The sequence below is a fragment of the Sphingobium sp. genome (assembly GCF_036170395.1).
In the GTDB taxonomy this organism is placed as follows: Bacteria; Pseudomonadota; Alphaproteobacteria; order Sphingomonadales; family Sphingomonadaceae; genus Sphingobium.
This window is the reverse complement of sequence record NZ_JAVHPD010000009.1, coordinates 79,838-102,087: the sequence shown is the minus strand read 5'-3', so window position 1 is coordinate 102,087 and position 22,250 is coordinate 79,838. Positions and strand designations below refer to the sequence as shown.

Sequence of the window (22,250 nt, the reverse complement as noted above, 5' to 3'; positions counted from 1 at the left end):
GGCCTCATCACCGTCAAGGATATCGAGAAGGCCGTCACCTATCCGCAGGCGACCAAGGACGCGGCCGGGCGGCTGCGCGTCGCCGCCGCGACGACAGTGGGCGACAAGGGGCTGGAGCGCAGCGAAGCGCTGATCGACGCCGAGTGCGACTTGATCGTGATCGACACCGCCCACGGCCACAGCCGCCAGGTCGCTGTCGCGGTGGAGGCGGTCAAGCGCCTGTCCAACCATGTCCAGGTCGTCGCCGGCAATGTCGCTACGGCCGAGGCGACCAAGGCGCTGATCGGTGCGGGGGCGGATTGCGTGAAGGTCGGCATCGGGCCGGGCTCCATCTGCACGACGCGCGTCGTCGCGGGCGTGGGCGTACCGCAGCTGACCGCCGTCATGGACTCGGCGGAGGAAGCCGCAAAGCAGGGCGTGCCGGTGATCGCCGACGGGGGCCTCCGCACCAGCGGCGACGTCGCGAAGGCGCTGGCGGCGGGCGCTGGCTGCGTGATGGTGGGGTCGCTCCTTGCCGGCACGGCCGAAGCGCCGGGCGAGACGTTCCTGTATCAGGGCCGCGCCTACAAGAGCTATCGCGGCATGGGCAGCGTCGGCGCGATGGCGCGGGGCAGCGCCGACCGCTATTTCCAGGCCGACATCAAGGACCAGATGAAGCTGGTGCCCGAAGGGATCGAGGGGCAGGTGCCCTTCAAGGGGCCGGCCAAGGATGTGATCCACCAGCTTGTGGGCGGGGTGAAGGCGGCGATGGGCTATACCGGCAGCCGCACGATCAAGGATTTGCAGGAGCGCGCGCGCTTCGTCCAGATCACCAATGCGGGCCTGTCCGAAAGCCATGTCCATGACGTGACGATCACGAGGGAAGCGCCCAATTACCCCACCCGTTGACCCGCCCGTTAACCCGTTTGTAACGCGCCCGGAACAGGGTGCCCGACCATAATGACACCATCGGCTCGCATCCAGGCGGCGATCGAACTGCTCGACGCTATCATCCTCTCCGCGCGTGACGGCGGCCCCGCGGCCGACACGCTGATCGCCCGCTATTTCAAAGACCGGCGCTATGCCGGGTCGCGCGACCGGCGGGCGGTGCGCGAGCATGTCTATCGCGCGATCCGCCGCGCGGCGGAACGGCCCGACAGCGGCCGGGCGGCGATGGTGGGGCTGGCCCGCGACATGCCCGAAATCGCGGCGCTGTTCGACGGATCGCCGCACGGCCCCGCGCCGATCGCGCCTGACGAGCCGGCGGCAGCGCCGGGCGCGGTGCCGGGCTGGATCGCGCCGCTGCTCGCCGCGCCGGTGGAGCAGGACGCGCTGCTGGGTCGCGCGCCGGTGGACCTGCGGGTGAACGCGCTCAAAGCGAGACCGGCCGACCTTGCCGCGCTGCTGCCCGACGCCGATCCGATCCCCGGCCTGGCCGATGCGCGCCGCCTGCCCGAAGGCTTTCCGATTGAGCAGAATGCCGCGTGGAAGCAGGGGCTGGTGGAGGTGCAGGATGCCGGCAGCCAGCTGATCGTGCAGGGGTGCGCGGCACAGCCGGGCATGACCGTCGTCGATCTGTGCGCGGGCGCCGGGGGCAAGACGCTGGCGCTGGCGGCGGCGATGGCGGGCCGGGGGACGCTGATCGCCGCCGATACGATCCGCGCGCGGCTGGCGCGGCTTGGCCCCCGCGCCGAGCGGGCGGGCGCGACCTTCATAGAGACGCTGCTGCTGGATCAGAGCCATGAGGCGCGGGGGCTGGACAGCCTGAAGGGTGAGGCCGATCTGGTGCTGGTCGATGCGCCCTGTTCGGGCACCGGCACCTGGCGGCGCAACCCGGAGGCGCGCTGGCGCCTCACCCCGGAGCGGCTCGACCGGCTGGCGGCCGAGCAGGCCCGCATCCTGGACTTCGCCGCGCCGCTGCTGGCGCCGGGCGGCGCGCTGGTCTATGCCACTTGCGCATTGACCGACCGGGAGGGCCGCGAGCAGGTGGAGGCGTTTCTGACTCGTCATGGTGGCTGGGAGAGCGAGGCGCTGGCTCTACCGATCGGCCGGCCGCATGGGGCGGGATGGCTGCTGACGCCGGGGCATGACGGGACGGACGGTTTCTTCTTCGCGCGATTGCGCCGGAAAGCGCCGTAAACAGGCATGGACAAGCCCGCGCAAAATGGCGAGGATCGGGAATCAACGCCTGAAACATGGCTGGAGTTTGTGATGCGTTTTACCCCTGCCTCGATCGCCCTTGCCGCTGTGCTCACCACCGTTTCCAGCGTCGGCCTCAGCCAGAAGCCCGACAGCCAGATCAGCCCCCAGTCGATCGAATGGCAGAAGGCGGGCGAAGCCGCGCGTCGCGCCGGCAACCTCACTGGCGCGACGGATGCCCTGGAGAGTGCTTTGGCGCTCGATCCGCGCAACCGCGCCGCCTATGTCGAACTGGCCGAAGTGGCGCGGGCGCAGGGGCTTCAGGGCAAGGCGATCCGGCTTTACAAGGAAGCGCTGCTGCTCGATCCCACCGATGTCGTGGCGCTTGCCGGACAGGGCGAGGCGATGGTGGAGAAGGGCGCCGTCGCCAAGGCGAAGGATGTGCTCGCGCAGGCGCAGGCGCTCTGCAAGGGGAATTGTGCGCCGGTGGGAAAGCTGGCGGCGGCGATCCAGAAGGGACCGCCGGCGGTCGCGATGACGAGCCCGGTCCCCGCGCCGAAGGTCGCGCCGACCGAGACGCCGTAACTTCCCTTCTCCCCGCGGGGGAGAAGGATATGAAGCCTTGCCGCGCAGCGGCTAGGCGGAGTTGGATGAGGGGCACGTTGCGACGTTGCCGTGGCGTCGCTTCACCCTCACCCAGCTTCGACTAGGCAGCACGCTGCCAAGTCTTCGCAGCCCTCTCCCTGGAGGGAGAGGGGTATTCAGGTTAGACTATTATCTCCCGCCATTCCCCCGACGCGAGGCCGTCCAGCGTCCACTCACCGACCGACCAGCGCACCAGCCGCAGCGTGGGATGGCCCACAGCGGCCGTCATCCGCCGCACCTGCCGGTTGCGGCCTTCGTGGATGGTGAGGCGGAGCCAGCTGTCGGGGATGCTCTTGCGGACGCGGATCGGGGGATTGCGCGGCCAGAGCTGCGGATCGGCAATGCGGTCGGCCTCGGCCGGGCGGGTGGGGCCGTCCTTTAGCGTGACGCCGCGACGCAGCGCGGTGAGCGCCGCGTCGTCCGGTTCGCCCTCGACCTGGACAAGATAGGTTTTGGGGAGCTTGAACCTTGGGTCCGCGATCTGCGCCTGAAGCCGGCCGTCATCGGTCAGCAGCAGCAGTCCTTCACTATCGCGGTCAAGGCGACCGGCGGGATAGACGCCGGGGACGGATATGCAGTCGGACAGGGTTGCCCGCGCCGTCTCCCTCCCCCGGTCTGTGAATTGGGAGAGCATGTCATAGGGTTTGTTGAACAGGATCAGGCGGGGCATGGGGTGCCGTCACTATCATCCTCCCCTGGAAGGGGAGGTGGCTGGCGCAGCCAGACGGAGGGGTGTCCCGCTATCGAGAGGCTGACACCCCTCCGTCGGGGCTTCGCCCCGCCACCTCCCCTTGCAGGGGAGGATGTTTTCCGTGTTTTCAACGGCTCAGCACCCGCGCTACATCGACGAACACCTCGACGCTCAGCGTTTCGGCGCGGCGTTGAGGGTCGATGCCGAGCGCCGCCAGCGCGTCAAGCGCGCCGGGGAGGCCCTTGACACTCTGGCGCAGCATCTTGCGGCGCTGACCGAAGGCGGCGGCGGTGAGGCGTTCGAGATGTTTGAGGTTCACGCCTTGCGGAGCGGGCTTGGGGGTGATGTGCACCACCGCCGACATCACCTTGGGCGGCGGGGTGAAGGCGCTGCGATGCACCTTCATCGCGATGCGGGCGTCGCTGCGCCATTGGGCGAGGACCGCCAGCCGGCCATAATGATCGGTGCCGGGCTTTGCGACGATGCGTTCGGCGACCTCCATCTGGAACATGAGGGTAAGGCTCGCCCACCAGGGAAGCGGCTCCCATGCGGCCGACAGCCAGCCGACCAGAAGGGGCGTGCCGACATTATAGGGGAGGTTGGCGATGATGTGCGCGCCTTCCCCCGCCTCCCCGCGCGCATCGACCTGCATCGCGTCGCCGGAGATGACGCGCAACTGGCCGGGAAACGCCTGCTGCAATTCGGCGAGCGCGGGGAGGCAGCGGTCGTCGCGCTCGACCGCAACCAGCCGCGCCCCGGCGCGCAGGATCGCGCGGGTGAGGCCGCCGGGGCCGGGGCCGACCTCGAAGGCGGGAGCGCCTTCAAGCGGCCCCGGAATGACGGCGATCCGGCCCAGCAACTGTTCGTCCAGCAGGAAATTCTGCCCCAGCGCCTTGCTGGCGGCAAGGCCATGGCGGGCGATCACGTCGCGGATCGGCGGGAGCGCCGGATGGCTGTCAGCCATGGGCGATGCGGGCGCGCGCCGATTCCGCCGCCATCTTGAGCGCGGCCATCATCGCGCCGGGATTGGCGCTGTCCTTGCCTGCGATGCCGAAGGCGGTGCCATGGTCGGGCGAGGTGCGCACGATCGGCAGGCCGAGCGTGATATTGACGCCTTCGTCAAAATTCAGCGTCTTGATCGGGATCAGCGCCTGGTCATGATACATGCAGAGCGCCGCGTCATAAGTCTCCCGCGCGCGGCTGTGGAACATGCCGTCGGCGGCGAGCGGCCCGATGATGTCCAGCCCCTCGGCGCGCAATTGCTCCACGGCGGGGCGGATGACCTCGATCTCCTCGCGGCCGAGAGCGCCATTCTCGCCCGCATGAGGGTTGAGGCCAGCGACGGCAAGGCGGGGACGAGCAATACCGAAATTGCGCTGCAAGCCCTTCGCCGTCGTCAGGGCGCGGGCGCGGATGAGATCGATCGTGAGCGCGGCGGACACATCGGCGAGCGCGATATGGATGGTGATCGGCACGACCTTCAGCGATGGGCCGGCGAGCATCATCACGGCGTTGTGCGGCGCGACACCACAGCGTTCGGCGATGAATTCGGTCTGGCCCGGATGGGTGAAGCCGACGCCGTAGAGCTGTTCCTTGCCCACCGGGGCGGTCACGATCCCCGCCGCCGATCCCGACCGGGCGAGACCGACCGCGACCTCCAGCGCCTCGAACGCCGCGCGCGCGCCGTCGATGCTGGGGTTTCCCGGCTCGATCGGCCCGGCATCGGCGACCTGAAGACAGGGAAGGGCGGAGCCGAACAAAGCGGCCGCTTCGGAGGGCGATTCGATCGGCGCGACCGGCCCCAGCCATACCGCGCGCAGCGAAGCGGGATCGCCCACCGCGAAGAAGGGCGGCAGGCCGCGCGCTTCGCGCATCACCCAGCTTTTGGCGACGATTTCCGGCCCTATCCCCGCCGGATCGCCGAGCGGAACGGCGAAGGACGGGAGGGGCGCGTCAATTATATTCGATGACGGCATCACGGCGAAGATCGCGCAGATAGATGCGGGCGCGCTTGTTGACCCGTTCTTCCTCCAACTGCGCCTGGATCTGCTCCGCATTGGGCGCGTTGGCCGACTGCGGATCGTCCCGGCCGCAGACCACGAGGACGCGCACGCCTTCGGTGATCGAGCCGAAGGGCGGGGTCGTCTCGCCGACCTGGAGGTTGAGCAGGATGTCCTGCAACTGGGGCGGCAGGTCGCGCACCTTGACATTGTCATTGTCGACCACGTCCGCGCCGATCTTCTGCCCGATCTCGTTGGCCTGGCCGCAGCCCTTGATCTCCTTGATCGCGGCGGCGAACGTCGCGGCCTTGGCGCTTGCCTGCTCGCGGGTGGTGCCCTGCGGGAACAGCACCGAAAGCTGCTTAAGGCTAAGGAGCGAGTCGCGCGGATCGGCGGTCAGCACCTTGCGCTTGTCCATGACGTAGAGAAGCGACACGCCGCCTGCGACGGGGATCGGCCCGGCGATCTGCCCGACCTGCATCTCGGTCGCCGCCTGGGCGAGTTCGGGCGGGAGCTGCGCCGGGCGGACCCAGCCAAGGTCGCCGCCGACCGCCGCGGTCGACGCTTCGGAAAATTGCCGGGCATAGGCCTGGAAGCTGCCGCCCTTCTGAATCTGCTCGATGATATTGCGCGCGTTGGCGATGATCTGGTCCTGATTTTCCGGCGTCGCCGACAGGTAGATTTCGCCGATGCGATATTCGTCGCTGCCCTTCGCGGCGTTGAGCCGATCGACGACCGACTTCACCTCCTCCTCCGACACGTTGATGAAGGGCTGAATATTGCGCCGGAGCAGCCGGCTCCACGCCAGTTCGCCCTCGATCTGGCGCTTGATGCTGGCGGCCGAGCTGCCCTGGGTGCGCAGATAGGCGTCGAACTGCGCCGGCGAGCGGCGGAAATTGCCCGCGACGCGCTCATAGCTCTGGTTGACCTCGGCCGGATCGATCTTGATGTCGTTGGCGGCGGCTTCCTGAATCTGGAGCGTCTCGTCGATCAGGTTGCGCAGCACCTGCACGCGCAGCCGCTCCTTCTCCTCGTCCGACACCTTGCCGCCGTTGGCGGTGATGATGAGGGCGAGCCGCTGATCGACGTCGGTGCCGGTGATGATGCGGCCATTGACGATCGCCGTCGCCTTGCGGACATTGGGGTCGTTCTTGCCGAAAACGGTGACGTCCCTCGGGATATTGAGCTGCTGCGTGGCGACGCCGCCTTCGTCATCGACCGATTGCGCCAGGACCGGCTGCAATCCGGTGGTCAGCAGGGCCGAGGTCAGGAACAGGGCGCGCAGACTGACACGCGCGCCGCGGATCAGGCGGCTGGACGGGGAAACGGCAGGCAGCATCGTCGGCAAAAATCTCCACTCGGTCCTGTGCCTGATGCACGGGTCCGCCTTAACCGGCCCTGACGGGGTGACGGGAGCCTGTTCCTTATATACCAATATTGCGGAAAGCTAGCCGTAGCTGGAAGCCATTGCCTTTCCGCGCGTCGCCATTGGTCTGATAGTCGCGCCGCCAGGTAAGGCCGAGCGTCAGACAGTCATCTTCATAGGCGATGCCCAAGCGATGGCGCACCGGCTGATAGCCGTCCGAGATGCTGATCGGGTCTTCCTTCGCATCGGTGAGGTCGAGCACGGTCGAACCGAAGGCCGACCAGAAGCGGGCGAACTGCACCCGGCCCCCGAGACGCAATTCCTCCCGGTCCTGCAAATCCTCAAGGCCCGAACTCGCGTCGCGATTGAGGCGCAGATAGCTGACCATGGCATAGGTCTTCTTGCTGCCGATCGTCGCGTCGACCTCGTTGCGGCGCACGGCCAGGCCGTCCTTGTCCAGCCGGAAGCGATGGGTGAAGCGCAGGAAATCCTTGTAGCGGATGGTGGTCCGTCCAACGATGTCGGAGGTGCGGTCGCTAAGGCCGGTGCCGTCGGGCAGGATGCTTTCGCGGCGGTCGATGCGATAGCTCTGGCCGACGATGGAATCGAGCGAGAAATTGGGCAGTTCCAGCCCATATTCGAGGCCATAGACAATGCGCGAGCTGTCCTCGAACCGGTCATAGCCCGAAAAGCGGTTGAGCGCGAAGAGGTTGCTGTCCTCCAGGTCGACGGCGCGCGCGTCCTCGTTGGGTAGCGAGAGATTGGCGAGATGCGGCGCGGCGACGATCTGGATGCGCGGGGCGATCCGCTGCACGCCGCCGAACGCTTCGCCAGCGAAGGGCCAGCGCATGTCCACGGCGGCGGCGGCTATGCCGCGCGTCTGCCAGCCGGGGCTGCCGGCATAGCTGACGACCGATGTCAGCAGATTGTCCATGCTGTGATAAACGTCGCCGCGCAGATAGCCGGTGAAGGTCACTTCCTGCCCCAAGCCGGTGAGCGTCCGCAAATTCCATTCGGCCGCCGCGAACGCCCGCTGCGTATCCTGGCCGCTGGTGCGGGTGATCGCCAGCGTATTCGCCTGCAATTGCAGCACGCCGCCCAGCAGCGGGTCTTTCATCCGCAGCCGATAGTCGATCACCGGCAGCGCGATCGGCGTCTGCCCCTGCGAATCGCCCTGGCGCAGCGTCTGCACCGCCCAGCCGCGAATCGAGAAATAGCTGTTCTGCCCGATCCGTTGCGCGCCAAGGGTCGAGCGCAGCCGGTCTTCGCGGCTGATGTCGTACCGGCGCAGGAAGGTGCGGTCGGTCGCCATGCGGATCGACCCGTCGATGCTCCACTCAGGCGTTAGCTGCATCGCGCCATTGGCATCGAGATAGCCGCGAATATCCTTTTCCGCGTCCGCCGGGCCGGTTCCCGCCGCGTCGCCGATGCCGACGCGGCGGCCATAGGTGACATAGCCGGTGATCTGATAGGCGCCGCGATCATAAAGGTGCCGGTAATTGCCCTCCAGCATCGGCAGCGTGTCGGTGTAGACATGCGGCGTGATGGTGATGTCGCGGTTGGGCGCGAGCCTGAAATAATAGGGCAGCGCGACCTCGAACCCGTTGTTCCGGTCATAGCGCAGATTGGGGACGAGCAGGCCGCGGCCGCCATTGTCGCCAACCGGATGGCTGAGCCCTGGCAGCGGGATGAGCGGCAGCCCGAACAGTTCGATATTGGCGTTCTTGTAGGTAACCCGTTCGCGCGTGGGATCGTAGATCACGCGCACGGCGTTGATCTGCCAGGTCGGTTCCTTGGGACAGCCCTTGCTGTCTTCCACCGCGCAGCCGGTATAGGCGGCGCGATCGAGCGTATAGATGCCGTTGACCCGCGTGCCCTTGACCGCTGCCAGCCGCCCGCCCGACTGGAGCACCAGCAGCATATTGTCGACCGCCCCGTCCTTCAGCGTATCGGTTACGTCGAAGCGGTCGCCATAGGCGATATTGCCGTCGGGATCAGTAACGGAGACATTGCCCAGCGCCTCCACCTTCCCGCTGGTTCGGCTCCAGACCACCTTGTCAGCGCGCAGGCGGTTGCCTTCGCGCAGCAGCTGCACATTGCCGCTGGCGGTCACGACCTCGCTCTCGCTGTCATATTCCAGCGCGTCGGCGGCAAAGCCCAGCTGGTCGTCGCTGGTCGGCACCGGCGCGTCGGGCGCGCTGATCGGCGTCTGCGGCTCATTGAGCTGCTGCGCCAGCGCTGGCGCGGCGGCGCACCACGCGATGCCCCCCAGCATGGCCGCGCGGAAGGACAGGGGAAGAAGGGCGTTTCGCAAGCGGTCTGGGCCTTATCGACGGGCGCGGGATCGCCTCCGCCTATCGCACTGATGCCGCCTCCGCAATCGGGCGCGGGGCATGGTGCGCCGCAAAATCGGTCGAACCGCTTTGCCCGCGCCCAAAAGCGCACTATCTGGCAGGGGAGAGCGCGGCGTCCGCCGCAGGCCCTATACGAGGAAAAACCGCCCCCATGGAGATTCAGTTCAGCCCGACCCGTCCCGCCGCCGACACATTGGTTTTCGTGGTTCCCAAGGGCGGCTTCGACACGCTGCCGCTCGCCGCCGCGCCGGTGCTGGCCGCCGGGGCGAGCGCATCGCGCTTCGTGGGCGAGACCGGAAGCAGTTTCGAGAGCTTCGTCGAGGAAGGCGGGCGGACGGTGCGCGTGCTGCTGCTGGGCGTGGGCGCGAAGGCGGACCAGGATTATGAAAAGGCCGGCGCGGCGCTGACAGCGAAGCTGGCGACGAGCGGCGCGATCCATGCCGCAGTCGAGTTTTTCGGCGGGGCGAGCGCCGATCAGGCGGCGGCGCTGGCCTTCGGCGCGCGGCTGCGCGGCTGGCGGATCGACACCTATCGCACGCGCCAAAGCGAGAAGGCCAAGCCGACGCTCCAGACGCTGACTTTGGTGGCGGCGGGCGCCGACGCGGCATGGGAGCGGCAGGCGGCGGTCGCCGCCGGGGTCGCCTTCACCCGCGAGCTGGTGTCGGAGCCGGCGAACATCCTCTATCCCGAAAGCTTCGTGGAGCGATGCCGCCCGCTCGAGGCGATGGGGGTGAAGATCACGGTCCTCGACAAGGCGGCCATGGAGCAGCTCGGCATGGGCGCGCTGCTCGGCGTCGCGCAGGGCTCGCCGCGAGAAGCGCGGCTGCTGGCGATGGAGTGGGATGGCACGGGCGGCTTGGCCGACAAGCCGGTCGTCTTTGTCGGCAAGGGCGTGACGTTCGACACCGGCGGCATCTCGATCAAACCCGCCGCCGGCATGGAGGACATGAAGTGGGACATGGGCGGCGCGGGCGCGGTCGCCGGGGCGATGATGGCGATCGCCGGTCGCAAGGCGAAGGCGCGGGTCGTGGGCATTTGCGGCCTCGTTGAAAATATGCCCGACGGCAACGCGCAGCGCCCCGGCGACATCGTCACCTCCATGTCGGGCCAGACGATCGAGGTGCTGAACACCGACGCGGAAGGCCGCCTGGTGCTGTGCGATGCGCTCACCTGGGCGCAACGAACCTATAACCCGGAGGTTATCGTCGATCTCGCGACGCTGACCGGCGCGATGATCGTGTCGCTTGGCAACGAATATGGCGGGCTGTTCTCGAACGACGATGCGCTGGCGGCGGACCTGACGGCGGCGGGGCAGGCGGTGGGCGACCAATTGTGGCGCTTCCCGCTCTCGGCCGCTTATGACAAGCTGATCGACAGCCCGATCGCCGACATGAAGAATATCGGCCCACGCTACGCCGGGTCGATCACGGCGGCGCAGTTTCTGAAGCGCTTTATCGAGGACGGCGTCAAATGGGCGCATCTCGACATTGCCGGCATGGTGTGGGCCGACAAGCCTGGCGGCACATGGGACAAGGGGGCGACGGGCTATGGCGTGCGCTTGCTCGACCGGCTGGTGGCGGACCGGTTCGAGAAGTAAAAAACTTCGTCATTCCCGCGCAGGCGGGAATCCATCTCCGGCGACATCCCCAGACGCAAGGGCGGGAGATGGATCCCCGCCTTCGCGGGATGACGGGATAATGAGGCGAAGGCAGCTATGCAGGTCGATTTCTACCAACTGAGCCGCGATCCGGTAGAGCAGGTGCTCCCCGCGATCGCCGCGCGCGTGCTGGGCCTGGGCGCGCGGCTGCTGGTGGTGGCGCAGGACGATGCGCAGCGCGCGCGCCTTTCGCAAGGATTATGGGCCGGGCCGCCCGAGAGCTTCCTGGCGCATGGGACAGCCGGGGAGGATGGCGAGGCGCACCAGCCGATCCTGCTGAGCGACAGCTGCGCGGCAGCCAATGGCGCGCTTCATGTGGCGCTGGCGGACGGGGTGTGGCGCGAGGAGGCGCTGGGGTTCGAGCGGGCTTTCTACTTTTTCGACGCGGCGACCATCGAGGGCGCGCGGGCCAGCTGGCGGGCGCTGAGCAAGGCGGCAGGCGTGGAACCGCGCTTCTGGCGGCAGGAGGGGCGGAAATGGGTGCAGGGGCCTTAGCCGCCCGCGCTCAGCCTGCCGCCCGATCCGCATCCAGAAACGCCGCCACATCGTCCAACGCCACATTCTTTGACAGGAAGGTCTGGCCGATGCCGCGCGCCAGCAGGAAGGGGAGGGTGCCCGCCGCCATCTTCTTGTCGTGGAGCATGTGCGCGACCAGCGCCGCGCCGTCTGCCGTCACCTGCGCCGAGGCGAGATCATGCGGCAAGCCGACCGCGCGCAGATGCGCCGTCACCCGATCGGCATCGGCCTGCGGGCAAAGCCCGAGCCGCGCCGAATAGCGGAACGCCAGCGCCATGCCGGCCGCCACCGCTTCGCCATGCAGCAGCCTGTCGGAAAAGCCCGTATCCGCCTCCAGCGCATGACCGAAAGTGTGGCCAAGGTTGAGCAGCGCGCGGCGGCCGCTCGTCTCGCGCTCGTCGTCGGCGACGATCGCTGCCTTGGCGCGGACGCTCTTTTCGATCGCATAGGCGCGTGCCTGCGGATCGCCGGCGAGCAGCCGATTTCCGTCGCTCTCGCACCAGGCGAAGAAATCGGGATCGTCGATCAGCCCATATTTGACCACCTCGGCATAGCCCGCCCGTGTCTCGCGCGGCGGCAGGCTGTCGAGCGTCGAGGGGTCGATCAGCACTAGCGACGGCTGATAGAAAGCGCCGACCAGATTCTTGCCCGCGCGCGTATTGATCGCGGTCTTGCCGCCGACCGACGAATCGACCTGCGCCAGCAGGGTCGTAGGCACCTGGATGAAGTGGCAGCCGCGCTTCAGGATCGATGCGGCAAAGCCCACCAGATCGCCGATCACCCCGCCGCCCAGCGCCACGATATGATCGCCCCGCTCTATCTCCAAAGCCAGCAGCGCATCGAGCAGTTGCTCCAGATGCCGCCAGCTCTTGGTCTGTTCGCCCGCCGGCAGGATGATCGGTTCGACCGTCACATCGGCGGCGCGCAGGCTGACGTCGAGGCGCGGCAGCTGGCTCGCGGCGACATGCGTGTCGGTGACGACCACCAACCGCCCCTTGCGCGCCTTGCCGCCCAGCCAGTCGCTTGCCCGGTCGAGCGCGCCTTCCTCGATGACGATGTCATAGCTGCGCTCCGCCAGCGCCACCCGGACTAGGGCCATTGCGTCAGTTGCTCCATGATCTTCTCGACCGCGATCTCGTGCGGCGCGGCGATGCTTTTGACGTGGATCGGCGCGAGCGCATAAATGGGATTGCGCACCGCCGCCAGTTCGGTGAGCACCGCGCGCGGATCGCGATCCTTGAGCAGGGGCCGACTGTCGCGCCGGCCGACCCTATCGACCAATATGTCTATGTCCGCGTCCAGCCACACGGCGGTCGCGCTTTCCAGAATCAACCGCCGCGTCTCTTCCTGCATGAAAGCGCCGCCGCCGGTCGCGATCACCTTGGGCGCGCCGTCCATCAGTCGCGCGATCACGCGCCGCTCGCCGTCGCGAAAATGCGCTTCGCCATAGCGCTCGAAAATCTCCGCCACGCTCATGCCGGCGGCTTTCTCAATCTCTTCGTCGGCATCGACGAAGCTGAGGCCCAGCCGCGCCGCCAGCCGCCGGCCGACGGTCGATTTGCCCACGCCCATCATGCCCACCAGCACGATCGGGCCGCGCCTCGCCGGACTATCGGGGATTTTGCTGTTTCGTTGCATGGCTTGCGGGGCTATACAGCCAGCCGCCAGAGAGGCAAATCGCATCTTTCCCCTGTTGCACGGCCTTACTCCGGGCGGATCAGTTTAAGCCAAGGACTTATGAAGAATAATCGCAACTTCAGCAGTTTCGAGGGCGGCGCGCGCCGCCGCGGCACCCGCCTGCCGATCATCCCCATCATCCTCGTGCTGCTGCTCGTGGCGCTGCTCGCCTTCTTCTGGTCGCGCGGCGGGGAACAGCCGCAGCAGCGCGTCGAGAAGGTCATCCCGCAAGAGAAATTGGGCCAGTAACGCGGATGCGCTGGCCGAGGGGGAACGCCAGATGGGCGCTGGGCAGCTTTGCGCTTGCCCTGACCCTGCCCGTGGTCGCGCAGCAAGCGCCGGAATCGCTGCTGCCGCCGGGCTTCGGCGATCCGCCCGAAGCGCCCGCGCCCACCCCTTCGCCCACTCGCCCAGTCCCCGGTACGCCTGCGCCGGCCGTGAACGCGCCGATGGTGCAGCCGCTCGATCCTGCGACCCCGCCGGACCTCTCGCTGGCTGAGGCGGGCAACGCCACCGAGGAGATGACGCCCGAGGAGCTGGCGGCGGAAAAGGCCAAATATGACCTGCCCGACAGCGCGCGCCGCTCGCTCGACCGGATCGGGCCACTGACGCCTGAAACGCGCGGTTTCGAACCCACGGCCTTTGGCAGCCAGTCCGGCAAGTTCCTCGCCACGCTGATGCGCGAAACCCATGCACCGATCATGTCGCGCTGGGCCTCCATCCTTCTCCGCCGCGCCTTGCTGTCCGCCACCGACACCCCGCGCGACATCAACGGCGCGGACTGGGCGGCCGAGCGCGCCTGGCTGCTGCTGCGCATGGGCGAGGCGGACAGCGCGCGCCTGATCGTGCAGAGCGTCGATTCGGACCAGTTCAGCCCGCGCCTCTACGCGGTGGCGATGGAAACCTATCTCGCGACCGCCGATCCGGCCGGGCTGTGCCCGCTGTCCGAAGGCGCGCTGCGGACCAGCAAGGCGCCTGGCTGGGACATGACGCGCGCCATCTGCCCGGCATTGTCAGGCGATCAGGGCACGGCGAGCGGCGCGCTCAACCAGGCGCAGCGACGCGGCGTGGTGCGCGGCGTCGATTATCGGCTGGCGGAAAAGGTGGTCGGGACCGGCTTCAACGCGCGCCGGTCGGTCAAGATCGAATGGGATGGCGTAGACCGGCTGACCGCCTGGCGCTTCGGACTTGCAACCGCGCTCAATGTCGAAATCCCCGAGACGCTCTATGCTACGGTGGGGCCGCATGTCCGCGCCTGGGAAGCGCGCGCGCCGGCGCTGACGCCGCTGCGCCGGCGGGCGGGAGCGGACATTGCGGCGCGTCTGGGCGTGCTGTCGAGTGCCGCGCTGGTGGGACTATACGGCCAGATCCGCAGCGACGGCGACGTTCCGGCCGACCTCTCCGACCGGATCGACACGCTGCGCACCGCCTATGCTGGCGCGACCGTAGGCGACCGCATCGGCGCGATGCGCGGCTGGTGGCAGGATAATGCAGCGCCCGACTATGTCGGCCTGATTGCCACCGCCCGCGCCGCCGCTGCGCTGCCGGTGGCGCAGGCGGACGCGCAGGACGCCGCCAACCTCGTCGCATCGATGCTGACCGCCGGCTATGACCGCAACGCCGCCCGCTGGGCGCGCGCCTACGGGCAGTTGAGCGGGACAGGCGCATCGCAATTCTGGGCCTTGCTCGCGGTCGGCGCGCCGACCCCGGCGGTGGAGATCAGCAGCGGCCGGGTCTCAACCTATGTCGGCGACGCGGGCGCGGAGAGGGGCCGGATGCTCATCGCCGCGCTTGCCGGTCTCGCGCGCCTGTCGCCCGGCGACGCGGCCACGCTGGCGCAGGACAATGGCTTCACTCTTGCCGCCAACAGCCGCTGGGCGCGCGCCATCGCCGGCGCGGCGCAGCGGGGCGAGAAGGCGACGGTGGCGCTGCTCGCGGCGGTCGGGATGCAGGGCAGCGACTGGAGCAGGCTGCCCGCCGCGCACCTCTACCATATTGTCGCGGCGCTGCATCGTGTCGGGCTCGATCCCGAAGCGCGGATGATCGCGGCCGAGGCGCTCAGCCGGGTCTGATGGGGCAGGAGGATGCCGCCCTGATCGACCGCTTCCTCGAAATGATGGCGGCGGAGCGGGGCGCGTCGCGCAATACTCTGCTCGCCTACCGCACCGATCTGACCGGCGCCGGTGCGATCATGGGCGGGCTTGCCGGCGCAAGCAAGGACGCTGTCGGCACGTTGGCGGGGGAGTGGGCGTCGCTCGCCGCTTCCTCGGTCGCCCGGAAAACCTCGGCTCTGCGCGCCTTCTACGGCTTTCTGGAGGAGGAAGGGCTGCGCGCCGATAATCCCGCGTCCGCCCTCCCGCGCCCGGTCACTCGCCGGCCCCTGCCCAAAATTCTCTCGACGGCCGAGGTCGACAGCCTCTTTGCGCTGATCGCCGACGGGCTGGCGGTCGAGCATCCCGCCCCGCTCGATCTGCGCCTGTCCGCGCTTATCGAGCTGCTCTACGGCTCAGGCCTGCGCGCCACCGAACTGGTGTCGCTACCGCGCCGGGCGCTGGCGGCGGACCGGCCCTTTCTGATCCTCAAGGGCAAGGGCGGGCGCGAGCGGCTGGTGCCGATATCCGATCGGGCGCGGCACGCCGTCGCTGCCTGGCTGCCGCATGTGCCCGGTGACAGCGCCTGGCTTTTCCCGTCGGGCAAGAGCCATTTGAGCCGCATCCGCCTCTACCAGCTGGTGAAGGCGCTCGCCGCCGCCGCCGGGATCGCGCCCGAACGGGTCAGCCCGCACGTGTTGCGCCACGCCTTCGCCACGCATCTGCTGGAGGGCGGCGCGGACCTGCGCGCGCTCCAGACGATGCTGGGCCATGCCGACATCGGCACGACGCAAATCTATACCCATGTGGACAGCCGGCGGCTGGTGGACCTGGTCAACCAGCGCCATCCGCTCGCCACCATGGCCCCGCGCGACCGCGTTGACGCCGCGCCGCGAGCACCCTAACGCAGCGCCCATGGTTAGCTTTCTGGAATTTGAAAAGCCGATCGCCGAGCTGGAAGCGCGCATCGTGGAACTGCGCGCCGCCGCCAGCGTCGGCGACATTAACATCGACGGCGAGATCGCGACGCTGGAGCAGCGCGCGGCCAAGCTGCTGTCCGACACCTATGCCAAGCTGACGCCCTGGCAGAAGACGCAGGTCGCCCGCCATCCCGACCGGCCGCACTTCAAGGATTATGTCGCGGGCCTGTTCGACAATTTCATGCCGCTGGCGGGCGACCGCGCCTTCGCCGACGATCAGGCGATCCTCGGCGGTTTCGCGACGCTGGGCGAGCGCAAGCTGGTCGTCATCGGCCACGAAAAAGGCGACGACACCGCCAGCCGCGTGCGCCATAATTTCGGCATGGCCAAGCCCGAAGGCTATCGCAAGGCGATCCGGCTGATGGAACTGGCGGACCGCTTCGGCCTGCCGGTGGTGACCTTGGTGGACACGTCCGGCGCGTTTCCCGGCGTTCAGGCCGAAGAGCGCGGTCAGGCCGAAGCCATCGCCCGTTCCACCGAAGCCTGCCTGAAGCTCGGCGTGCCGATGGTATCGGCGATCGTGGGCGAGGGCGGGTCGGGCGGCGCGATCGCGCTGGCGGCGGCCAACCGCGTCCTCATGTTCGAACATGCGGTCTATTCGGTCATCTCGCCCGAAGGCTGCGCCTCGATCCTCTGGCGCACCGCCGAGAAGGCGAGCGACGCCGCGACAGCGATGCAGGTGACAGCGCAGCATCTGCAAGCGCTTGGCGTGATCGATCGCATCGTGCCCGAGCCGGTCGGCGGCGCGCACCGCGACCCGGTGCAGGCCATCGCCAGCCTGGGCGCGGCGATCGAGGCGGAACTGGACGCGCTCGACGGCATGGACGCCGACGCGCTGCGGACCGACCGGGCGGACAAGTTCCTCGCGATCGGGGTCTGAGCATAGCGACAGCTGGCTCTGGATCGGCGTCCAGAGCCAGCCTTGCTTCAGCTTAGAAAGTGTAGCTCAGTGTGCCGAACAGGCGCGTCGGGTTGGCGACGCTCGGATTGAGGTTACTGGTCGTCACCGCCGTGCGCCCTGTCGCCGAACTCATCCACAAGCCAGCCTGGGTCGCGGCGCCGCCCGATGACAATTGGGTCGAGAGGATGACCGGACTGGTCAGCCCGCTCATATTCTCCCAAAGCGTAAGAACGCCACCGCCTGCGCCTTGTCCGCCATAGCTGAGGTCAAACGGCACCGGCAGATTGGTGAGCGCGACCGGCCCCACTTGGCTACCCTTATTCGTGATGCCGATGCGGAAGGCGATATCGACCCTGTTGCCGTTAAACTGCCAGGACGCGGTCTGAAGGCTATAGGCGATGCCGGTGGTCACGCCGTTGATGGCAATCCCGATGCTCGATGTTTCCGCGCCATAATTGACGATCGACATCTTGTTGGCCCGTGGATAGGCGGGATCGCCGAAGACGAAGCTGCCCGCCGTGAAGGTCGGATTGCTGAAGTTGACGACCCCCGATCCGCCGACCCTGACATTGCTGCCGAAGCTCATGTCGGAGAAGGACACGGTTGAGCTGCCGGTAAACAGCAACTGGGTTTCGCCGGGCGTAATCCGGCAGTTCGACACGGCGAGATCGTTCACTTGATTGGTCGGCGCCAATCTGAAGAGGCTGGTGAAGATATCGCAGCTGGTGATCGAGCAGTTGTTCAAAGTCGTGTTGGCATGAAGACCAAAGAATGGAACCTCCGGCTGGTTGAAGGTGCAACTGGCGATATTCAGCTGTGTGATCGAATCCGTCGCGCTGTTGGACGTGATGAAGGACGTGCCGACGCCTTCGATGTGGCAATCGGTGAACTTATACTCGAGCGCGTTGGAGCCCGTGTTTACGAGCGAACTGAACTGGATCCAGTGGGCGGGCTTTGCATTCACGTTGCCCTGATTGAATTGGACCTGCTCGACGATGAGGCTGTTAGGCCCCTGCGCGCCGCTCCCCGCCCCACCGGTCACGCGAATATAGGCGTTGCATGTGAGGTCTTCAGTACCATTCTGCCCCAGTCGGCCGCCATTGATGTAGAGTTCCGGCCAACTGTCGACCAAAAGATGGACATCGGAGATGGCCGACGAATATAAGCCGCTGACTTTGGCGGAAATTCCGGCCCCCGCCGGTACATTTTCCTTGAACGAATAGCCGATGGCATGGCGGCTCACCATCACATTTTCCAGCCGGACATTGTAGCCGCCATAAACCGACACACCGATCGACCCCGCTGGCGGTGCGCTCGTGCCCGCCCGCGTGACATGGATATTGGTGAGCGCCATGGGGATGTTGTCCGAACCGGTTCCCATTGTGATGCAGGTCGCCACGCCTGCGGCAAATCGAAGCGCCGTCGGAAATTGTGTGGTCCCGCCGGGCCACAGGATGGCGTTGAAGGCAGCGCCACGCAGTTCGACGCCATAAGGAATGTTGAGGGTGCTGCCGCAGTTGATGGTCATCGCGGGCAGCAGGACAACACTCGCGCCGCTTGCGAGCGCTGCGTTGATGACTGGGGCGTCATCGGCCGCGCCGAGCGGGCTCGGAACAACGACACCGGGAACGTCTGGAAATGCCATGGGTCTTCCTCCTTCAGATTGGAGGCGACTCATTAATAGCAAATAGTGGGTGTAGGAAAGAACAAAACAGGAACAAAATTCAGGCCGGCACCCCATAAAGGTCATGCTCGTCGGCGTCCTCGATCAGGACGTCGATCATGTCGCCCTGCCTCAACGTCGCGCTGACGTCGCGCAGGAAGACATTGCCGTCGATCTCCGGCGCGTCGGCCTGTGAGCGCGCCGTTGCGCCGATCGAGCCGTCCTCCTCGTCCGGCTCGCCGACCTTGTCGATGATGACCGGCAGCACGCGCCCGACCTTGGCGGCGAGCTTGGCGGCGCTGATCGCAGCGGTCTTTTCCATGATGCGCTGGTAGCGCTCTTCCTTGACCTCTTCGGGCACCGCGTCGGGCAGGGCATTGGCAGCCGCGCCCTCGACCGGCTCGAAGCGGAACGCGCCGACGCGGTCGAGTTGCGCTTCGTCCAGCCAGTCGAGCAGATATTGGAAATCCGCCTCGGTCTCGCCGGGGAAGCCGACCACGAAAGTGGAGCGGATCGCGATGTCGGGGCAGATGCTCCGCCACTTGCGGATGCGGTCGAGCACCTTGGCTTCGTTGGCGGGCCGCTTCATCGCCTTGAGCACGCTCGGCGCGGCATGCTGGAACGGGATGTCGAGATAGGGGGTGAGCAGCCCTTCGGCCATCAACGGCACGACATGATCGACATGGGGATAGGGATAGACATAGTGCAGCCGAACCCAGGGGGCGCGGCCTTCCGCCGTGCGGAGCTGCCCGAGTTCGCGCGCGAGGTCGGTCATGTGGGTGCGGACCTCATGGCCCTTCCACTGGCGCGGTTCGTGACGGACGTCGACGCCATAGGCCGACGTGTCCTGGCTGATGACCAGCAGTTCCTTCGTCCCCGCCGCGACCAGCTTCTCCGCCTCGCGCAGCACCGCGTCGATGCGGCGGGAGACGAGATCGCCCCGGATCGAAGGGATGATGCAGAAGGAACAGCGATGGTTGCAGCCTTCGGAAATCTTCAAATAGCTGTAGTGGCGCGGGGTCAGCTTGAGGCCGCCTTCGGGCACCAGATCGACATAGGCGTTGGGCGCGGGCGGCGAAGCGTCATGCACCGCGTTGACGACCTGCTCATATTGATGCGCGCCGGTGACGGCCAGCACCTGCGGGAATTTCGCGCGGATCACGTCCGCTTCGTCGCCCATGCAGCCGGTCACGATGACGCGGCCATTTTCCGCGATCGCCTCGCCAATGGCTTCGAGCGACTCCTCCTTGGCCGAATCGAGAAAGCCGCAGGTGTTGACCAGCACCACGTCCGCCCCGGCATAGTCGGCCGACATCTGATAGCCGTCGGAGCGCAGCTTGGTCAGGATGCGTTCGGAGTCGACAAGATTCTTCGGACAGCCGAGCGAGACCATGCCCACCTTCGGGGCGTCGGGGATTTTGGTTGCCATGATCGGCGCGCACATAGGGATTTTGCGCGCGAATGTCACGGGGGGCGGTTTCAGCCTGCCGCTGCGCCTTCCACAATCTCGATGATGCAGTCGCCGGTCTGGAGCTTCTGCGCCTCCGGCTCCCAGAAGCCGATCGGGCGGTCGTCGCGATAGAGGCGCACGCCAAGGCCGGTGCGGATGGCGGAAAGCGGCCCGCCAATCTCCTGCGGCAGCACCGGGCGCTCGTTGAGCTTCACCCGCCCGCCGGAAGCGGCGAGGTCCGCCATATAATCGGCGATATGCTTGCCGCTGGTGCTCCCGGCAAGCAGCAGGCCGGCGAAGCTGACCGGGTTGATGACGGTGGTCGCACCCGCCTGCCGCGCGGGCAGTTCATTATCCTCGTTGCGCACGACGATGCTGATCGGCAGGCGCGGGGCGAGGTGCCGGGCGGTAAGCGTGATGAGGATCGACGTATCGTCCCGCCCCGCCGACACGATCATGCTCCGCGCCCGGTGAATCGCCACGTCCTTCAAGGTCCGGTCGCGGGTCGAATCGCCGCACAATATGTTGCAGCCCAGCGCCTCGGCTTCCGCGAGCGCTTTCTCGCTGCCGTCGATTACCACGATCTCGCGCGCGTCGGCGCCGCGCGCCAGCAGTTCGTTGACCGCCTCTTGCCCGCTGGTGCCAAAGCCGGTGACGACAATATGATTGTGCAGATCGGCCTGAATACGCGCCATGCGCCACCTGTAGATAATGTTGCGGAAGAAGAGGTTATAGGCCGTGCCGAGGAAGATCAGCCAGACGAACAGCCGGATCGGCGTCACGAAGATCGATTCGAACAGCCGCGCTTCGGGCGTTACCGGCACGATGTCGCCATACCCTACCGTCGTCACCGTGACGGTGGTGAAATACAGGACGTCGATGAAGCTGATGGCGTTGTCGTAATTGTCCTTGAGCCCATCGCGCCCGAACCAGTGCAGCGCCAGCACGATCGCGATCAACCCGAACACCAGCGCCAGCCGCCAGGCGAGGTCGGCCCAGAGCGGCAGCGCCGAGCGGCGGCGCAGAAAGCCCGCCTTGTCGGCGCGCTGTTGCGGATCGTTGATCCTCATGCGGGCGGCAACTGACCCAGCGGGTTGACGGGCGCGCGGTCCTTGCGCAGTTCGAAATGCAGCTTGGGCTTGCTGGCATAGCCGGTGTCGCCGGTGAGGCCGATGACCTGGCCCTTGGTCACTTTCTGCCCGCGCACCACATCCACCCGGCTGGCATGGCCATAGGCGCTGACCCAGCCGCCGCCATGGTTGAGCAGCACCAGCCCGCCGAATACCGCTACCTTGTCCCCTGCATAGGCGACGACGCCGTCCGCTGCTGCGCTGATTGGCGTGCCGATCGGCACGGCGATGTCGATGCCGTTGTTGCGTGCGCCGCTCTCGCCCGGCCCGAAGCGGGAGAGGATCGTGCCCCTGACCGGCCAGGCGAAGCTGCCGGCGAAGCGCACGGGCGGCGCGATGGGGACGTTGGTGGGCAGCGGGCGGCGCGGCGAGGACGCGACAGGTGTCGGAGCATTATCGGCCGCGGCCGGCTGGCCGCCGGTCAGCACATCGTCAATGTCGATGCGGAAGGCGGCGGCGCGCTGTTCGATGCTGGGCGGCCGGGTGGGCGTGTCGTCGGGCAGTAGCAGCCGCTGGCCGCGCCGCAGCACGAAGGGTTCGGCAAGGCCGTTGGCCGCTACGATGCGGCTCCACGCCACGCCATAGGCCGAGGCGATGGCGATCCCGGTCTCGCCCTCCGCCACCAGATGGTAGCGGCCGCCGGGGATGGACAGTTTCTGCCCGGCGCGGATGATGAAGGGCGGGGCGAGGCCGTTGGCGCGGGCGATCGCTTCCGATCCCGCGCCGGTGCGGTTGCCGATCCCGCGCAGCGTGTCGCCCGGCTGGACGATATAGCTCGACGCGGTTACCGGCCGCGCATTGGGCACGACTTGCTGCGCGGTCCAGACCGGCTCGGGTTCGGCCAGATCGACCGCCGAGGCGTCAGCGTCGAGCCGGGGCGGAGGCGTGGGCGTCGGCGCGCCGCGGTCGGCTTCGGCGGGGATGCAGGCGGACAGCATCAGCGGGCCGAGCGGCAGCATGGGAAGGAGCAGGCGCTGCATCGCGGTTGTTTATCGCATCGCGCGATGCTTGC

General features: G+C 67.4%; 20 protein-coding genes. 9 read left to right on the top strand and 11 right to left on the bottom strand.

The features are described 5' to 3' along the window. From guaB to V2B31_RS03850, 3 genes are all read left to right on the top strand, one after another. Window positions 1-888 (top strand): IMP dehydrogenase (guaB, locus tag V2B31_RS03860; RefSeq protein ID WP_328275499.1); only part of this gene is annotated, 888 nt, incomplete at its 5' end. A 51-nt stretch (window positions 889-939) separates the two neighbouring features. Next, entirely contained in the window at window positions 940-2,118 is a 1,179-nt protein-coding gene (locus tag V2B31_RS03855) for an RsmB/NOP family class I SAM-dependent RNA methyltransferase (protein ID WP_328275497.1), read from the top strand. A gap of 72 nt (window positions 2,119-2,190) precedes the next feature. Beyond that, window positions 2,191-2,703, top strand: a complete 513-nt coding sequence (locus V2B31_RS03850; RefSeq protein WP_328275495.1) for a tetratricopeptide repeat protein — start codon at window positions 2,191-2,193, stop codon at window positions 2,701-2,703. A 181-nt stretch (window positions 2,704-2,884) separates the two neighbouring features. Here V2B31_RS03850 and V2B31_RS03845 read toward each other — a convergent pair whose 3' ends face one another. The 5 genes from V2B31_RS03845 to V2B31_RS03825 form a co-directional block, all read right to left on the bottom strand. Further along, window positions 2,885-3,433: a pseudouridine synthase gene (locus tag V2B31_RS03845; RefSeq protein WP_328275493.1), complete on the bottom strand. Its 549-nt coding sequence runs from the start codon at window positions 3,431-3,433 to the stop codon at window positions 2,885-2,887. Between the two features lie 148 nt (window positions 3,434-3,581). Beyond that, window positions 3,582-4,418 carry a 16S rRNA (adenine(1518)-N(6)/adenine(1519)-N(6))-dimethyltransferase RsmA gene (gene rsmA / locus V2B31_RS03840; protein WP_328275491.1) on the bottom strand — a complete coding sequence of 279 codons (837 nt, stop codon included), beginning with the start codon at window positions 4,416-4,418 and terminating at the stop codon, window positions 3,582-3,584. Then, window positions 4,411-5,430 (bottom strand): 4-hydroxythreonine-4-phosphate dehydrogenase PdxA, encoded by a 1,020-nt coding sequence (pdxA, locus tag V2B31_RS03835; protein ID WP_328275489.1) that lies wholly within the window; start codon window positions 5,428-5,430, stop codon window positions 4,411-4,413. Before pdxA ends, rsmA begins: the two co-directional genes overlap by 8 nt. Next, window positions 5,408-6,793 carry a peptidylprolyl isomerase gene (locus V2B31_RS03830; protein ID WP_328275487.1) on the bottom strand — a complete coding sequence of 462 codons (1,386 nt, stop codon included), beginning with the start codon at window positions 6,791-6,793 and terminating at the stop codon, window positions 5,408-5,410. The genes pdxA and V2B31_RS03830 overlap by 23 nt, the downstream gene beginning before the upstream one ends. Window positions 6,794-6,878: 85 nt before the next feature. Continuing rightward, complete coding sequence (locus V2B31_RS03825) at window positions 6,879-9,095, bottom strand: LPS-assembly protein LptD (protein ID WP_328275484.1); 2,217 nt, start codon at window positions 9,093-9,095, stop codon at window positions 6,879-6,881. Window positions 9,096-9,325: 230 nt separating this feature from the next. On the opposite strand from V2B31_RS03825, the gene V2B31_RS03820 reads away from it, so the two are divergent. Further along, a complete protein-coding gene (locus tag V2B31_RS03820; RefSeq protein WP_328275481.1) occupies window positions 9,326-10,771 on the top strand; it encodes a leucyl aminopeptidase in 1,446 nt (481 codons plus the stop codon). A 117-nt stretch (window positions 10,772-10,888) separates the two neighbouring features. Further along, window positions 10,889-11,326: a DNA polymerase III subunit chi gene (locus tag V2B31_RS03815; RefSeq protein ID WP_328275477.1), complete on the top strand. Its 438-nt coding sequence runs from the start codon at window positions 10,889-10,891 to the stop codon at window positions 11,324-11,326. 10 nt (window positions 11,327-11,336) lie between these two features. Here the strand turns inward: V2B31_RS03815 and aroB are convergent, their stop codons facing one another. After that, complete coding sequence (aroB, locus tag V2B31_RS03810; RefSeq protein WP_328275473.1) at window positions 11,337-12,446, bottom strand: 3-dehydroquinate synthase; 1,110 nt, start codon at window positions 12,444-12,446, stop codon at window positions 11,337-11,339. After that, on the bottom strand, window positions 12,437-12,985 hold the full coding sequence (locus V2B31_RS03805; RefSeq protein ID WP_328275469.1) for a shikimate kinase: 549 nt from the start codon (window positions 12,983-12,985) through the stop codon (window positions 12,437-12,439). Before V2B31_RS03805 ends, aroB begins: the two co-directional genes overlap by 10 nt. 99 nt (window positions 12,986-13,084) lie before the next feature. Here V2B31_RS03805 and V2B31_RS03800 point away from each other — a divergent pair, with 99 nt between their 5' ends. From V2B31_RS03800 to V2B31_RS03785, 4 genes are read left to right on the top strand one after another with little or no spacing between them, the layout of a single operon-like run. Further along, entirely contained in the window at window positions 13,085-13,273 is a 189-nt protein-coding gene (locus tag V2B31_RS03800; protein WP_328275464.1) for a hypothetical protein, read from the top strand. 5 nt (window positions 13,274-13,278) lie between these two features. Next, entirely contained in the window at window positions 13,279-15,096 is a 1,818-nt protein-coding gene (locus V2B31_RS03795) for a hypothetical protein (protein WP_328275459.1), read from the top strand. After that, complete coding sequence (locus V2B31_RS03790) at window positions 15,096-16,019, top strand: tyrosine recombinase (RefSeq protein WP_328275455.1); 924 nt, start codon at window positions 15,096-15,098, stop codon at window positions 16,017-16,019. The genes V2B31_RS03795 and V2B31_RS03790 overlap by 1 nt, the downstream gene beginning before the upstream one ends. Window positions 16,020-16,029: 10 nt before the next feature. Beyond that, complete coding sequence (locus V2B31_RS03785) at window positions 16,030-16,974, top strand: acetyl-CoA carboxylase carboxyltransferase subunit alpha (RefSeq protein ID WP_328275450.1); 945 nt, start codon at window positions 16,030-16,032, stop codon at window positions 16,972-16,974. Window positions 16,975-17,026: 52 nt separating this feature from the next. On the opposite strand, the gene V2B31_RS03780 is transcribed toward V2B31_RS03785, so the two are convergent. The 4 genes from V2B31_RS03780 to V2B31_RS03765 all read right to left on the bottom strand — a co-directional run bounded on the left by V2B31_RS03780 (window position 17,027) and on the right by V2B31_RS03765 (window position 22,218). Then, window positions 17,027-18,640 (bottom strand): hypothetical protein, encoded by a 1,614-nt coding sequence (locus tag V2B31_RS03780; protein ID WP_328275447.1) that lies wholly within the window; start codon window positions 18,638-18,640, stop codon window positions 17,027-17,029. 79 nt (window positions 18,641-18,719) lie between these two features. Continuing rightward, window positions 18,720-20,102: a 30S ribosomal protein S12 methylthiotransferase RimO gene (rimO, locus tag V2B31_RS03775; protein ID WP_328275511.1), complete on the bottom strand. Its 1,383-nt coding sequence runs from the start codon at window positions 20,100-20,102 to the stop codon at window positions 18,720-18,722. A gap of 35 nt (window positions 20,103-20,137) precedes the next feature. Beyond that, window positions 20,138-21,178 (bottom strand): potassium channel family protein, encoded by a 1,041-nt coding sequence (locus V2B31_RS03770; RefSeq protein WP_328275444.1) that lies wholly within the window; start codon window positions 21,176-21,178, stop codon window positions 20,138-20,140. Then, a complete protein-coding gene (locus V2B31_RS03765; RefSeq protein WP_328275442.1) occupies window positions 21,175-22,218 on the bottom strand; it encodes a M23 family metallopeptidase in 1,044 nt (347 codons plus the stop codon). Before V2B31_RS03765 ends, V2B31_RS03770 begins: the two co-directional genes overlap by 4 nt. Window positions 22,219-22,250 lie beyond the last annotated feature (32 nt).